This window comes from Allobosea sp. RIT-PG3_2 (genome assembly GCF_057321085.1).
The window spans coordinates 107,305-121,632 of sequence record NZ_JBXWCA010000009.1 but is presented as its reverse complement, the minus strand read 5'-3'; the positions used below and the strand labels follow the sequence as shown (position 1 = coordinate 121,632).

General features: G+C 64.9%; 12 protein-coding genes and 1 tRNA gene. 6 read left to right on the top strand and 7 right to left on the bottom strand.

Annotated features, from left to right (window positions below; translation table 11 throughout):
* Positions 1-14 precede the first annotated feature (14 nt).
* Entirely contained in the window at positions 15-1,493 is a 1,479-nt protein-coding gene (locus tag AC2FAN_RS22160; RefSeq protein WP_485176353.1) for a flagellar hook-length control protein FliK, read from the bottom strand.
* A gap of 257 nt (positions 1,494-1,750) precedes the next feature.
* On the opposite strand from AC2FAN_RS22160, the gene mnmA reads away from it, so the two are divergent.
* From mnmA to AC2FAN_RS22145, 3 genes are all read left to right on the top strand, one after another.
* Positions 1,751-2,935: a tRNA 2-thiouridine(34) synthase MnmA gene (mnmA, locus tag AC2FAN_RS22155; RefSeq protein ID WP_485176352.1), complete on the top strand. Its 1,185-nt coding sequence runs from the start codon at positions 1,751-1,753 to the stop codon at positions 2,933-2,935.
* Positions 2,936-2,963: 28 nt separating this feature from the next.
* A complete protein-coding gene (locus tag AC2FAN_RS22150; protein WP_485176351.1) occupies positions 2,964-3,620 on the top strand; it encodes a class I SAM-dependent methyltransferase in 657 nt (218 codons plus the stop codon).
* A 69-nt stretch (positions 3,621-3,689) separates the two neighbouring features.
* Positions 3,690-3,766, top strand: a tRNA-Met gene (locus AC2FAN_RS22145).
* 720 nt (positions 3,767-4,486) lie between these two features.
* Here the strand turns inward: AC2FAN_RS22145 and pgm are convergent.
* Entirely contained in the window at positions 4,487-6,136 is a 1,650-nt protein-coding gene (gene pgm / locus AC2FAN_RS22140; RefSeq protein ID WP_485176350.1) for a phosphoglucomutase (alpha-D-glucose-1,6-bisphosphate-dependent), read from the bottom strand.
* 138 nt (positions 6,137-6,274) lie between these two features.
* Positions 6,275-6,982 (bottom strand): thermonuclease family protein, encoded by a 708-nt coding sequence (locus AC2FAN_RS22135; RefSeq protein ID WP_485176349.1) that lies wholly within the window; start codon positions 6,980-6,982, stop codon positions 6,275-6,277.
* Between the two features lie 216 nt (positions 6,983-7,198).
* Between AC2FAN_RS22135 and AC2FAN_RS22130 the strand changes: the two genes are divergently transcribed.
* Both AC2FAN_RS22130 and AC2FAN_RS22125 read left to right on the top strand, forming a co-directional pair.
* Entirely contained in the window at positions 7,199-8,545 is a 1,347-nt protein-coding gene (locus AC2FAN_RS22130) for a UDP-glucose dehydrogenase family protein (RefSeq protein ID WP_265054491.1), read from the top strand.
* 74 nt (positions 8,546-8,619) lie between these two features.
* Positions 8,620-9,801 carry an endo-1,4-beta-xylanase gene (locus AC2FAN_RS22125; RefSeq protein ID WP_485176348.1) on the top strand — a complete coding sequence of 394 codons (1,182 nt, stop codon included), beginning with the start codon at positions 8,620-8,622 and terminating at the stop codon, positions 9,799-9,801.
* On the opposite strand, the gene AC2FAN_RS22120 is transcribed toward AC2FAN_RS22125, so the two are convergent.
* The 3 genes from AC2FAN_RS22120 to AC2FAN_RS22110 all read right to left on the bottom strand — a co-directional run bounded on the left by AC2FAN_RS22120 (position 9,776) and on the right by AC2FAN_RS22110 (position 13,581).
* Entirely contained in the window at positions 9,776-10,354 is a 579-nt protein-coding gene (locus AC2FAN_RS22120) for a hypothetical protein (RefSeq protein WP_485176347.1), read from the bottom strand. The two genes, AC2FAN_RS22125 and AC2FAN_RS22120, sit on opposite strands and share 26 nt — an antisense overlap.
* A gap of 15 nt (positions 10,355-10,369) precedes the next feature.
* Positions 10,370-11,812, bottom strand: coding sequence for an undecaprenyl-phosphate glucose phosphotransferase (locus tag AC2FAN_RS22115; RefSeq protein ID WP_485176346.1), 1,443 nt, complete (start codon positions 11,810-11,812; stop codon positions 10,370-10,372).
* Between the two features lie 350 nt (positions 11,813-12,162).
* Entirely contained in the window at positions 12,163-13,581 is a 1,419-nt protein-coding gene (locus tag AC2FAN_RS22110; protein ID WP_476807351.1) for a mannose-1-phosphate guanylyltransferase/mannose-6-phosphate isomerase, read from the bottom strand.
* Between AC2FAN_RS22110 and AC2FAN_RS22105 the strand changes: the two genes are divergently transcribed.
* Complete coding sequence (locus AC2FAN_RS22105; RefSeq protein WP_485176431.1) at positions 13,496-13,738, top strand: hypothetical protein; 243 nt, start codon at positions 13,496-13,498, stop codon at positions 13,736-13,738. The genes AC2FAN_RS22110 and AC2FAN_RS22105 overlap by 86 nt on opposite strands.
* 224 nt (positions 13,739-13,962) lie before the next feature.
* On the opposite strand, the gene AC2FAN_RS22100 is transcribed toward AC2FAN_RS22105, so the two are convergent.
* On the bottom strand, positions 13,963-14,304 hold the full coding sequence (locus AC2FAN_RS22100; RefSeq protein ID WP_485176345.1) for a hypothetical protein: 342 nt from the start codon (positions 14,302-14,304) through the stop codon (positions 13,963-13,965).
* Positions 14,305-14,328: the final 24 nt, after the last annotated feature.

Below are 14,328 nucleotides of genomic sequence, written 5' to 3'. Positions count from 1 at the left end.
GCGCTTGTCCTCGCTTAGATGCTGAGATCGACGCCGCCAAGCCGCACGAGGCGGCGCTGCGGGACGGGATCGTTGGAAAGGGAGGCATCATCAGCCAGTTCCGCGCCATGCGGCAGGCGCGGACGCTGCGGCGCCTCGTCATGCTGGCGGTTCTGGCGGAAGGCCGACTGATCGGAAGGGTCGCGCAGGCTGATGTCGACGCCGCCATCGGACGGCTTCAGGCCCGCCTGCTCGAAGGCGCGTTCCAGCGTGCGGGCATCGCGCTGCAAGAGATGCAGGGTCTCGACACGGTCGACGACCAGCCTGGCACTGACCTCGCCCTTGTCGGAAATCGACAGGTTGACGTCGACGCGGCCGAGCTCGTCGGGATCGAGGCGGATGTCGAACTGCTTCGCGCCGGACATGGCGCGCAGGCCGATCTCGATCGGCACGACATGAATCGGCGTCGGCTGGCCGGTCGCGTTTGCCTGCGATTGTGCCGTCGCGGCTCCGTTGGGCATCACGTTCGGATCGAGCGGCTGGACGAGGCGGTCCTGTCCCGGCTTGCCGCCCGCCTGTTGCAGCATGCTCGACAGATCGAGCGGGCCAAGGAGCTGCTGCAGGTTTTCGAGCGGCTTCGGATCGGCGGGCACCGGCGCAGCGGCCGTGCTTGCCCCCTCCGCCTTGGAGCCGGCGCCGGTGGCCAACTGCTCCTCGGAATTCTTGACTCCGGCGACATGCCCGGCATCCACGGTCGCCTTGCCCAACGCAATGGCTCCTTCGCCCTCTCCGGCCGTCGAGGCGGCATCCGCCGAGACCGGAGCGGGGGCGATGAAGCCGGGTGTCAGAGGCGCTGCCTGTTGCGGCTTTGCTCCGACGCCCACAGCAATGGCAGGCGCTTTTTCAGCCTGCGTCGGTGCATCGCCGGCAGCAGATGTCGCGACCGGCAGCGAGAGGGCCGGCATAACAACGGGCGGCGGCACGACGGTGACTTTGATGTCCGCCACGCCCAGGTTCTGGCTGGCGCCATCGGCAGCAGCTTTATCCTCTTTGCCGTCGACCGCCTTTTTCTCGCCTTCGGGCACTGCCGGCTTTCCGTCGGCCTTCGGCGTTCCCTCACCAGCAGCACCGGCCGCAGCGGCAGCTTCGGCCTGCGCCGCCGCCATGGCGACGAGAAAATCGGCCCGCGTGGTCGGCACGGTCGTCTCCGGCTGCGATCCCGCCGGCTGTTGCGTCGACGGCTTGGCCACCGCGATATCCGGCTTGACGACGAACTCGCCCTTCCCGCTCGCCGTCACCGCGGGCTTTTCAGCCTGACCGGCGGCAACTGCTTCCTCGATCACGGCGACCTTTTCCGCGGCTTTGGCGGTGTCGCCCTTCTCGGCGCCCGCAACCTCGCCTTCCTTCTGCTCCGGCAGGGCAAAGGCCTCTCCGCCCTCATCCGCACCGCCGCGACGGCGCGAGGCGGAAACTTCCGAAGCTCGCTGATTGGTGATGACAGGCTGGATCGACATGAACGGTTCCGCGGCGCGGGCAACAACTCGCCCGCCCGCCATCCAGCAAGTTGCAAGCCAGAACTGAAGCGTTCAAAATCAGGATCTTAGCGCGAGGCACCCCACATGGCTGCGGCAAGAAGCGCCCGCGCAGGAGCCGCCAACCGGCAGGATTTGCCGATCCCGCTGGCAGCATCCGGCCAAAGCCGGTATAGAGCCGGCAGATGCGCGCGCAGCCGCGCCTTCAAGCTCCCGAGCCACGGACACCTCCGCCGACGATGACGACGACCCGCAACTCTCTCGACATCGCCAAGCCGCCCGCGGCGACGCGCGTCGTCGCGGCGATGTCGGGCGGCGTCGATTCCTCCGTGGTGGCGGCCTTGCTCAAGCGCGAGGGCTATGACGTCATCGGCGTGACGCTCCAGCTTTACGACCACGGTGCCGCCGTCCACCGCGCCGGCGCCTGCTGCGCCGGTCAGGATATCCACGACGCCCGCCGCGTCGCTGAGGCGATCGGCATTCCGCACTATGTGCTCGATTACGAAAGCCGCTTTCGCGATGCGGTGATCGAGCGCTTCGCCGAAAGCTACCTCGCAGGCGAGACGCCGATCCCCTGCGTCGAATGCAACCGCACCGTGAAGTTCCGCGACCTGCTCGATCTGGCGAAGGAGCTTGGCGCCGACGCGCTGGCGACCGGCCATTATGTCGTCAGCCGCGATCTCGGCAACGATCATCGCGGCCTCTTCCGCGCCGCCGATACCAGCCGCGACCAGAGCTATTTCCTCTATGCCACGACGCAGGAGCAGCTCGATCTGCTGCGCTTCCCGCTCGGCCATATCGACAAGGCGCAGACCCGCGCTCTCGCCGCCGAACTCGGCCTCGCCATCGCCGACAAGCCCGACAGCCAAGACATCTGCTTCGTACCGAACGGGCGCTACGCCGATGTCATCGAGCGGCTGAAGCCCGGTGCGGCCCGGCCCGGCGACATCGTCCATCTCGACGGGCGCGTTCTCGGCCATCATGACGGCGTGCTCCATTACACCGTCGGCCAGCGCAAGGGCCTCGGCATCAGCGCGACGGAACCGCTCTATGTGCTCCGGCTCGATGCCGACGACGCCCGCGTCATCGTCGGTCCGCGCGAGGCGCTGAGCGTGCGCGAGATTCGCCTGCGCGACCTCAACTGGCTCGGCGAAACCGCCCTCGACGACCTGCCACTGGCAGGGCTCGACGTAGCCGTGCGCGTCCGCTCGACACGCGCGCCGCGCGAGGCGCGCCTGTTCCGCGACGAAGAGGGCCTGCGCATCGAGCTCGTCAGCGACGAGGAAGGCGTTTCGCCCGGCCAGGCCTGCGTGATCTATGCCGATGCCGGCCCCGGCTCCCGCGTGCTCGGCGGCGGCACGATCCTGCGCCGCCCGCTCGTGCTGCCGGCCACCTCCGCGCAGGCCGCGCTCGCCCTGTCCTGACCGCCCTTCCGCTCGGACCCTCCACGCCATGCCGGTGACTTACGACCTCGACGGCCAGAAGCGCGTCTACGCGACCTGGGCCAAATTCTACGACAAGATTTACCAGGGCATGCTGGCACGCCCGCAGCGGGAAGCCGTGGCCGCGGCCTGCGCTTGTGGCCCGGATATCCTTGAGATCGGCGTCGGCACGGGCCTCACCCTGCCCTACTTCACACCGAATTCGCGCGTCCTCGGTGCCGACCTCTCGCTCGACATGCTCAAGGTGGCGCATCGCAAGGTCACGAGCCAGAAGCTCGATCATGTGCGCGGTTTGATGGTGATGGACGCCTGCCGGCTCGGCTTCGACGCCGAGCAGTTCGACGCCGTCACCGCACAGTTCGTGATCACCCTCGTGCCCGATCCCGAGCAGGCCCTCGCCGAGATGGACCGCGTGCTGAAGCCGGGCGGCGAGATCATCGTGTCGAGCCGCCTCGTCGACGATGGCGGCCTCCTCGCACCGTTCTGGAGCGCGCTCGCGCCCGTGTCCAAGGCCATCGGCTGGAGCTCGGATTTCAAGGTCAGCCGCCTGACCGATTGGGCGAAGGCGACGGGCCGCTATGAAACGGTCCATGTCGGGCGCGGCTATTTCAAGGTCGTCCGGCTGCGCAAGCTCGCCTCGGCGGATAAGTCGCGATCGAAGGCTTGACGCGACCGCACCGCGACGCCTATATCGCGCCTCGACGACAGGGCCGGCGCAGCCGGCCGCGATGTCTGTGGCGGGGTAGCTCAGCTGGTTAGAGCAGCGGAATCATAATCCGCGTGTCGGGGGTTCAAGTCCCTCTCCCGCTACCATCTTCCTTCACTACCATTTTCCCTGAGAGCGAAGGCCTTCAAGCGAAGGCCGTTCTTCGACGCCGATTCGGCCGTTCCCGCTCGCGGGCACCCACCCGGCTGCCTGGCCCAAATCCGCCTCTTCCCGCTCTGGCGCAAACGATCATGCGGGATGAGATCTCGCGCCGAATTCCGCCCGGGCTCTGGCGCCGATGCCATTGCGAATCTGATCTTGGAGAGGGCCAGCTAACATCCGATCAGTGTCATGTGATTGTTCATGTCACACATCGGAACCCTGGGAGGTACACCAGAGAAGTCGCCATTCGGCCAGCCCACACACTCGTCCAAAATCGCTTGGACACTTTTCGGAATAAACCGGAGCCTGGGTGTGTTGATCGAATTGAGCTTTGAGTTATGGTTTAGAACCAAAAAAAATATGGGAGGAAATAATGATAACTGCGATAGCCACCGCGTGGTTATTTTGCGTTGCAATATTTCTTGAGCTCGCCGACCGGGCGCCTGCCATCGACTGTTGAGGAGGCGTCGCCTGTTCCGCTCAGAGCGTATCGCTGGCGGCAGCCCGACAAATTGGAGTGACCATGGCGCGCAAGAGCGTGCCACGGCCTGATACATTCCGCCGGATTGGTCAGCTTCGCTGAAATCCGAAGTATGATCCGCGGCCGCCGCCGACACTCCGGGCGACGACAAGACAGATCGCTTCCATCGCAGGATAAGCGGCCATCAGGCCGCAGCGAAAGCCGCATCGACGATCTGCCGCGCCTCGTCCTGGATGCGGGCGAGATGGGCCTCGTCGCGGAAGCTCTCCGCGTAGATCTTATAGACCTCCTCGGTGCCGGAGGGCCGAGCCGCGAACCAGCCGTCTGGGCTCGTGACCTTGAGACCGCCGATCGCCGCGCCGTTGCCCGGCGCCTCGCTCAGGATCGCCGTGATCGGCTGGCCTGCGAGTTCCTTCGTCGCGATCTGTTTGGCCGAGAGGGTTTTCAGCACCGCCTTCTGGCTCGCCGTCGCCGGCGCGTCGACCCGTGCGTAGCAGGGCTTGCCGAGCTCGCCGGTCAGCTTGTCGTAGAGCACACCCGGATCATCGCCGGTCTTCGCGGTGATCTCGGCGGCGAGCAGGCCGAGGATCAGCCCGTCCTTGTCGGTCGTCCAGACCGAGCCGTCCTTGCGCAGGAAGGAGGCCCCCGCGCTCTCCTCGCCCGCAAAGCCGAAATCGCCCGAGATCAGCCCGTCGACGAACCATTTGAAGCCAACCGGTACCTCGACCAGCCTGCGCCCCAGCTTCGCCGCGACCCGGTCGATGATCGCGCTCGACACCACCGTCTTGCCGATGGCGGCATCCGCCCGCCAATCGGGGCGGTTGGCGAAGAGATAGGCGCTGGCGGCAGCAAGGTAGTGATTCGGGTTCATCAGCCCGCTGCTGCGCGTGACGATGCCGTGCCGGTCGGCATCGGTGTCGTTGGCGAAGGCGACGTCGAATTTGTCGCGCATGCCGATCAGGCTCGCCATCGCGTAGGGCGACGAGCAGTCCATCCGGATCTTGCCGTCCCAATCGGCGGTCATGAAGCCGAATGTCGGATCGACCTCCGTGTTGACGATGGTCGCCTTCAGCCCGTAGCGGTCGATGATCGGCTGGTAGTAGTCCAGCCCCGCCCCGCCGAGCGGGTCGATGCCGATCGAGACGCCGGCCTTGGCAATCGCCTCCATGTCGACGACATCTGCAAGATCTGCGACATAGCCGCTGATATAGTCGTGCCGCCGGACATGCGCGCTCTTCAGCGCCTTGTCGTAGGGAATGCGGCTGATACCGGCGAGCTTGGCGGCGAGAAAGGCGTTGGCCTTCTTCTCGATCCAGCCGGTGGCGTCGGTGTCGGCCGGGCCGCCATGGGGCGGATTGTACTTCAACCCGCCATCGGCTGGGGGGTTGTGAGAAGGCGAGATGACGACGCCGTCCGCCTTCGCCGAGGTCCGGCCCCGATTATAGGTCAGAATCGCGTGCGAGATGACCGGCGTCGGCGTGAAGCCGAGCTTCTGGTCGATCATCGTGGTCACGCCGTTCGCCGCGAAGACCTCCAGCACCGTCTCGAACGCATTGCGCGAGAGCGCGTGGGTGTCGATGCCCAGGAAGAGCGGCCCGTCGATGCCCTGCTCACGGCGATAAAGGCAGATCGCCTGGGCGATGGCGAGAATATGCGCCTCGTTGAAGGATTTGGAAAAGGCCGAGCCGCGATGGCCCGAAGTGCCGAAGGCGACCTGCTGCGAGCGCTGCGACGGATCCGGCTGGTCGAAATAGGCTTTGGTCAGAGCCCCGACGTCGACGAGCATGGCGGGTTCCAGCCGCTTTCCGGCGAGCGGGCTCACTGAATCAGTCATGAAAGGTCTCGGGTTGGAAGCCTGCGGAAAAGGCCGCCGTTATAGACGGCGGCGGCCGAAGAGTCGCGGCCGAAAAAGGCCTGAGCGCGGCAGGCGGGCGCAACCGAAGGCGGCCCTTCGCTCGAAATTCGCGTCGCTTCACGGCGCACGCAGCGTCCATCCACCCCGCCAGAGGCCGGCGCGCTTGGCTTGGGCTTCTCTGAGCTCGTCCGCGAAGCTTGCTTCGCCATCCGGCAATGGCCGCGCCCAGCCCTGCAGAACCAGCAAATGCGCGATGTCGCCTCCCGGCGCGCCGGCACTCGCCTCGATACGGCAATCGGCGGCGATGGTTCCGTCCGCGAGGGCGCGGCGGGGTTGGCAGAACAAGCTGCGCCCGGCGACCAGATTGTGCAGCGCGGCACGAGCCTGCAATCCGCAGGACCAGCGCGTCTCCCCGTCCAGGCAGACATCGCCAGCACGAGGACCGTCGATGCGCGCGAAGCGGATGACCTCCTCCTTGAATCTGAAGCTCGTGCCGTCAACCGAACGCAATGGGGCGGCGACCTCGATGATAGGCAGGTCGCTCAGGTCGTCAGGGTGCTTGCGCCGCGTGACCTCGACGGCCGCGGCTTCCATGCGGGCCGCGAGCTTTTCCTGCAAGGGCGGCGATCCCAAGGATTCGGGCATCCCCGGCGCCACGGCAGCGCCCGCTTGCGGATCGGTGAGCCTGCTCGGCTCTCGTGTCGGAATCAGCATGAGGGCTGCGCACGCAACGACGGCTCCGACGGTCAGAAACAAGGAAGGCAGCGCGCCGCCCGCTCGTCTGAAGCGCTTGCGCAGGCGGAACACGAATACAGGTGTCTTCACATCGAATTCCCGTCTCGCGCCTCTACGGGCCGTTGCGTCACGCTATCGCCAAGCATCTCCGGCAATGTCGTGCGCAAGTGCGAAGAAACGTCAACCGGCGCGACATGCCCGGGCGCAAATTTGCGCCCGCTCGCGCGACAGACGGTTCATGCTCGCACTTGCGTCAAAGGCAGGCTATTATTCGCAGTCGCAAGATGTTTCCTTCTGGAGTTGACGATGAAGATCGTGATGGTCGGATCGGGTTATGTCGGACTGGTGTCCGGAGCCTGTTTCGCTGATTTCGGCCACGAGGTGGTCTGCGTCGACAAGCAGGAAAGCAAGATCGCGGCGTTGAAGAGCGGTGATATCCCGATCTTCGAACCCGGCCTCGCCGATCTCGTTCGCAGCAATGCCGCCGCCGGACGGCTGTCCTTCACGACCGACCTTGCCGGCCCGGTCGGCAGCGCCGATGCGGTTTTCATCGCGGTCGGCACCCCCTCTCGCCGCGGCGATGGCTTCGCCGACCTGTCCTATGTCTACGCGGCCTCCCGCGAGATCGCGCAGGCGCTCGGCAGCTATACCGTGATCGTCACCAAATCGACCGTGCCCGTCGGCACCGGCGACGAGGTCGAGCGAATCGTGCGCGAGCTCCGGCCGGATGCCGAGTTCGCGGTGGTGTCCAATCCGGAATTCCTGCGCGAAGGTGCGGCGATCGAGGATTTCAAGCGGCCCGACCGCATCGTCATCGGCACCGAGGACGAGCGCGCCCGCACCGTGATGGCCGACATCTACCGGCCGCTCTACCTCAACAGCGCGCCGATACTGAACACCAGCCGCCGCACCGCGGAGCTGACGAAATACGCCGCCAACGCCTTCCTGGCGACCAAGGTCACCTTCATCAACGAGATGGCGGATCTCTGCGAACAGGTCGGCGCCAACGTCCAGGACGTGGCGCGCGGCATGGGCCTCGACAACCGGATCGGCTCCAAGTTCCTCCATGCCGGGCCGGGCTATGGCGGCTCCTGCTTCCCGAAGGATACGCTGGCTCTGATCAAGACCGCGCAGGACTACGGCACGCCCTCGCGCATCGTCGAGGCGGTGGCGGCCGTGAACGACCAGCGCAAGCGCGCCATGGGCCGCAAGGTCGTCACCGCCTGCGGCGGCTCGGTGCGGGGCAAGACGGTCGCGGTCCTCGGCCTGACCTTCAAGCCGAACACCGACGACATGCGCGACTCGCCCGCAATCTCCATCATCACGGCGCTGCAGGACGGCGGAGCGACGATCCGCGCCTTCGATCCGGAAGGCATGGAGCCGGCCAAGGCCGTCCTGCCGGGCGGCGTCACCTATTGCGGCAACGCCTATGAATGCGTCGAAGGCGCCGACGCGACGGTCATCGTCACCGAATGGAATATTTTCCGTGCGCTCGATCTCGATCGGGTCAGGACGCTGATGAAGACCCCCGTGCTGGTCGATCTCCGAAACATCTATCGCGGCGAACAAGTCCGCGAAAAGGGTTTCGTCTATGCCGACATCGGGCGCGGCGTGCTGGAAGCCACCTCCATCGACAATGAAGACGCGGCCTGAGGCCTGTATCCGGGGGCGAGGTCATGGTCTCATTTCCTCTCCCCGGCTCGGGGAGATCCACTACGGCTGGGCCATTGCTGACGCGGCGTGCTGCCTGCGCCGGCTTGCTGGCGGCCGCCAGCCCCCTCAAGGCCGCCGCGGCGGAGGGCGACAGCCTCGCACAGATCGCCGCGCGCAAGGGCATCCGCTTCGGCTCGATGGTGAATGCCAAGCATCTCGATGACGCCGCGCTGAAGGCCTTGATCGCGCGCGAATGCGTGATCGTCGTGCCCGAGAACGAGATGAAGTGGCGCTTCGTGCAGCCTACCAAGGGGCATCTCGATTTCGGCCCGGCGGATGCGATCGTCGATTTCGCCGCCGGCAACGGCATGGCGCTGCGTGGCCATACGGCCGCCTGGCACAATGCGGTTCCCAAATGGGCAGCCGAGGAGATGACTGCCTCCGGCCGCTTCGCACCGGCGCTCGCCTATCTCGAAGCGGCGATGACACGCTATCGCGGCCGAATCCTGGAATGGGATGTCGTCAACGAGGCCATCGACCCCCGCAGCGGACGGGCCGATGGCCTGCGCGATTCTGTGCTCCTGCGCGCCGGCGGGCCGGGCTTCACCGCCGATTGCTTCAGGGCAGCGCACGCGGCGGACGGAACGGCGCAGCTTTTCTACAACGACTTCGGCATCGAGTATCACTGGCCCGATATCCTCGCGCGCCGCACGAGCCTCCTCAAGCTGCTAGAAGGCTTGAAGAAGGAAGGCGCCCCGATCCATGGCCTGGGCATTCAGGCGCATCTCAAGGTCGGAAACCGCTTCGTCGAATCGAGCTGGCGCTCCTTCCTGAAGGAGGTCGCGGCGCTGGGGCTGCGCCTCTCGATCACCGAGCTCGACGTCGACGATACCCGTCTCCCGAGCGATCCCAGCAAGCGCGACTCCGCCGTATCCGATCATCTCCGGCAGTTTCTCGACGTCACGCTCGACGAGGGGCCGACAGCGCCGACCGCCCAGTCGGACGTCGCGCCTGGCTGCGCCACCACGACGACCGAAACCGGCTGTTGCAGACACCTCCGGAGCACCTGCCCAAGGCTCTCCGGCCAGCCGTCTCTCGCGGTCAGGCTCGTTCCAAAAGCCACGACGGTGAAATCCCCGGCGCTTGCGAGCTGGATCGGCAGGGCGCAAAGCACGGCGATCGGCAAGGCCAGTCGAGCGAAAATGAAACGCGCTCCCGGCATGCGAGACGTTATTTCGTCTGCGCGATCGGCTTGATCGGCTTCAGCTCGCCGTTCAGGGGGAGCAGCATCGAGCGGCCCAGAGCCCCAGGCGCTCCACCCTTCGCAGGCGAAGAGCTGATCTGCTGGCGCAAGTTCGCAGAGCGAACGGCGTCATCCAGCTCGGCCTGAAAATCCTCCCGCGACTTGTAGTACTTGTCGAATTCCCGAAGGAAGGCGACGTCGGCATAGGACTTGGCCGTCTTCTCGATCAGCCGTGCGGCAAAGGGCTGGGTTTTGTCGCAGAGCCTTGCAGCGAGCGCCATGCCGCCGCCAGCTGCCTGACGCTGCTCGAGATTGCCCGTGCGGACGAGCCGCAGGATCTGCGGCATCGCCGCCTTGCTGGAAGCGACGATGACGCTCACCCGGTAGCGCATGCCCGGGCCGCCGCGCGGATAATCCCGCAGCAGCGAACCCTGCTCGAACATGAAGCTCTCCACGAGAGTCCGCGTCTTCTCGAACGATGCGATGGAACAATCGGCGCGCGCCTGGCTGGCCGCGGCAATGGCCGCAGCGCAAATCAGGACAGAAAGCAGATGGCGCACGGACATATGTTGCTCGAAAGCTCAGTAGGTCTGCTTCACATTGAGCAACGTCGCGAATGTGCGAGCGATGATGCGGATATCGAGCCAGATGCTCGCATTCTCGACATACCACAGATCCAGCCTGACGCGTTCCGCCATGCTCTCGGTCGTCGGCGTTTCGCCGCGGCTGCCGTTGATCTGCGCCCAGCCCGTCAATCCCGGCTTGACATGCTGCCGATAAGGATAGTCGCCGATCAGCTTCTCATAGTGCTCGTCGTGGGCGAGCGCATGCGGGCGCGGGCCGACGATCGACATCTCGCCGCGCAGCACATTCCAGAGCTGCGGCAATTCATCGATGCTCAGCTTGCGTATCCAGCGGCCGACCTTCGTCACCCTGTCGTCTCGACGCGATGCCTGACGAATGGCCTGCCCATCCTCCATGACGCGCATGCTGCGGAACTTCAGGATCTTGAACGGGCGGTTGTTGAAGCCGTTGCGGGTCTGCCTGAACAGGACGGGGCCGGGGCTGTCGAGATGTATGATCAGAGCCGTCAAAGCCAGCATGGGCGAGATCAGCAGCAAGGTCGTACCGGCGACGCTGATATCCAGCGCGCGCTTGGCGAAGCGCTCCGCCGCGCTCATCGGCGCCCGATGCACTTCAAGCGCAACGATATCAGTGCCCCAGCGCTGCACGGGGCGCGCCAGCAAGTCGCTCAGCTTCACGTCCAGCATCAGCTTGATCGGGAGCGGGAGGATTCGCAGCTCCTCGACGAGGCTGTGCGCGACCATGAAACGCTCGCGATCGAGCGCAACGACGATCTCCTCGATCTGTGAACCTCTCAGCCTGGCGATGATATCGCCGAGGGCCGCGGAGAAAGCGGCATCGCCCGATCCGCAGCCGAAAGGCAGATTGAAGCGGGCTGCGATCGATAATCCGTAAGGTGCGAGCTTCTGGACGAGCTTTGCATGCTCGACGCCTCGTTCATCGCCGATGATTGCAATTCGCCGCGTCGCGAACTTTCCCTTGTCGAGCGCGCGCCTCATGAAACCGTGCCAGAAGACGCGCAATCCGCAGACGAGCAGAAGTCCCAGGACCATGAACGATATGCTCGCGCCGCGCGAAATCATCTGGCCGGCCTTCAGCGCAAAGCCGACGGACGTCAGAAAAGCGGTCACCACGAGCCAGATGGCGATGACGTTGGATAACTGCCGGAGCGGCCGGAGCAGCTCGATAGGCCGGTAAAGCCCCCTGAGCTGGACGAGCATGACGAAAAGGACGGCGAACAGCGACCCGAGTGCAAACGTATCGACCGGGCCGGCAGCGCCCTCGCCCTTGTAGACCTCATAGGCAACGGCGCTGAACAGGCTTCCCGCGATGATCGCGGCGAGATCGCCTAGCAGGACGATATGACCGGCGAGGTCGTATCGGAACCAGTTACTCTGCACGCGGCGCAAACTGCCCGCGGCGATTGGTTCGATAGACATCAGTCGGCCCCAGCCTTCGAAATATCCCGGCACACGCGATGTGCCGGTAAAATACGTATTCCAAGCACGATGCTCAGCTTCGCTAAAATTTGAGACACTTCATTAACACTACCCGCCAACCTCGCAATATCCGCGCCATGTGATGTTTTGGCTTCCGCTACGGCGGAGACTGCATTTCTTTGAAGGTAAATGCTGCGTCGCTGCGGCAGGTATCCGAAAAAGCCGGTTTGACGATCGATTCACCGGATTTTGCACTGCAAAATGAAGTGGTTTCCGAAGGGGCATGCTCAGGAGGAATACGTCCGCGCGACCGGCGCATTCCCCTGCGTCATGACGCCGCGGAGGACGGCTCAACCACGTGCATAGATGTCCTCGATCCGGACGATATCGTCCTCACCGGTATAGCTGCCGACCTGCACCTCGATGAGATCCAGATCGATGCGACCGGGATTGGCGAGCCTGTGGACGCATCCGATCGGCAGATAGATCGATTCGTTCTCGTGAACGATGCGCACCTGGCTGTCGACCGTCACCTCGGCACTGCCGCGCACGACCACCCAGTGCTCCGAACGGTGAAAATGCTTCTGGAGGCTGAGCTTGCCGCCGGGCTTCACCCGGATGCGCTTCACCTGGAAGCGATCGCCGATATCGATGCGCTGATACCATCCCCAGGGGCGGTAGCCCCGCAGATGCTCGCTCGCCTCGCGGATGCCGTCCTTTTTCATCTGCTCGACCAGCGTCTTGACCTTGCCCGCCTGCGCCTTGTCGGCGACCAGCACCGCATCGCGCGTGGCGATCACCACCATATCCTTCAGCCCGATCGTGGTGAGCAGCATGTCGTCGCTGCGCAGCAGCGATCCTTCGGTTTCCATCGCCACGACCGGCCCTTGCGCGATGTTGCCCCGCTCGTCCTTGACCATCACATCGTGCAGGGCATCCCAACTGCCAATGTCGGACCAGTCGAACCGGGCGGCCAGAACACCGGCATTCGCCGTCTTTTCCATGACCGCGTAGTCGATCGAGATCTTGCGGACGGTGCCGAAGGCGGCCGCATCCAAGCGCAGGAAATCAAGGTCGCGCTGCGCCGCATCGACGGCGGCCCGCGCGCCCTCGATCACCTCCGGCGCGAAACGGGCGAGCTCTTCGAGCATCAGCGCCGCAGGGAAGACGAAGTTGCCGCTGTTCCAGAGCAGCCCGGCTTCCACATATTCGCGCGCCTTCGCGGCATCGGGCTTCTCGACGAAGCGCTTGAGCCGCCATGCATTGGAAGCCGGCAACGGATCGGCCGGCTCGATATAGCCATAGGCGGTGGACGGCGACGTCGGCACGATACCCAACGTCATGATCAGCCCCGTCGCGGACAATTGTCCCGCCACGGCGCAATCGGCACGGAAGCCCTCGGCATCGACGACGACGTGATCGGCCGCGAGCACGAGCGCCAATGCGTCGGGATCGCGGCGCTGCGCGAGCAGTGCACCCACCGCGACCGCAGCGGCCGAATCCCGCCTCTCGGGCTCCAGCACGATCTCGCCTTGAACGCCGACGGCTTGCATCTGCTCCGCCGCCACGAAGCGAAACTCATGATTGGTCACGACGATCGGTGCCGAGAATCCCTCGGAGCGGACGCGCAGCAATGTGGCCTGGAAGGTGGAGAGGCCGTCATCGAGAAGCGAGATGAACTGCTTGGGCATCGTGTCGCGCGAAAGGGGCCAGAGCCGCGTGCCCGATCCTCCAGCGATGATGATGGGGCAGATCTGCGATGACGGCATTTCACGCTTCTCCAGCGGCACGGGGAATGTCGACAAAGCATTAGGCCCGCAGATTGCCCAGCACAAACCATGCCGTACTGCCGGCACAGGATTTGCTCATGGTTATTACGATCAGCTGACGGTCCGGCCGGAGGAGGAAGCCGGTCAAAAGGCGTAGTGACGACGCTTGTGGCTTCTTCACTCATGCACAAGGTGACGCACGTTTACCCAGTGTCAGAATTCCTCGCGGCGACAGGCCCATTTGAGGAGACGGCCAGCATGGTGGCAAGCATTGCCGTCAAGTCGGGGGTCGTCGGCTGCGCCCACCTGCGAATCGCGGGACACTGTAGCTTCCACGAGACTTAACGGCTAAGCGGAACCGGGGGTGGGATCATGCGTCAGCTAGCAGTCGCGCTTGCGCTCCTTGCCGGAACCGGCGAGGTCGCGGCGGAGCCGGCCTTGGCTTTCATGCACGGCACCTGGCGCGATGGGCAGCACGTCCTGCTGATCGATACGGATCGCATGCAGGCAAACACCGATCCGGCAAAACCGTTTCAGCGCGACGCGCTGACCTTTCGCAATCTCGCCGGCCGAATGGTCGTGTTCGATATCGGCTCTCGCCGGTATATAGGTTTGTTCGAGGGCAATGAAATGCAGCTCAGCGGCGGCGAGCTCGAAGGCGTCGTCAAGCTGCGGCGCGTCATGGGACCCCGATTGAAAGGCCCTTTTTAACAGATCGACCATCACATCCAGTGAGAGACGGTCACC

Coding starts and splice junctions, on each gene's coding strand:
- AC2FAN_RS22160 (WP_485176353.1), bottom strand. CDS start 1,493: ATGTCGATCCAGCCTGTCATCACCAATCAGCGAGCTTCGGAAGTTTCC.
- mnmA (WP_485176352.1), top strand. CDS start 1,751: ATGACGACGACCCGCAACTCTCTCGACATCGCCAAGCCGCCCGCGGCG.
- AC2FAN_RS22150 (WP_485176351.1), top strand. CDS start 2,964: ATGCCGGTGACTTACGACCTCGACGGCCAGAAGCGCGTCTACGCGACC.
- pgm (WP_485176350.1), bottom strand. CDS start 6,136: ATGACTGATTCAGTGAGCCCGCTCGCCGGAAAGCGGCTGGAACCCGCC.
- AC2FAN_RS22130 (WP_265054491.1), top strand. CDS start 7,199: ATGAAGATCGTGATGGTCGGATCGGGTTATGTCGGACTGGTGTCCGGA.
- AC2FAN_RS22120 (WP_485176347.1), bottom strand. CDS start 10,354: ATGTCCGTGCGCCATCTGCTTTCTGTCCTGATTTGCGCTGCGGCCATT.
- AC2FAN_RS22115 (WP_485176346.1), bottom strand. CDS start 11,812: ATGTCTATCGAACCAATCGCCGCGGGCAGTTTGCGCCGCGTGCAGAGT.
- AC2FAN_RS22110 (WP_476807351.1), bottom strand. CDS start 13,581: ATGCCGTCATCGCAGATCTGCCCCATCATCATCGCTGGAGGATCGGGC.
- AC2FAN_RS22100 (WP_485176345.1), bottom strand. CDS start 14,304: ATGGTCGATCTGTTAAAAAGGGCCTTTCAATCGGGGTCCCATGACGCG.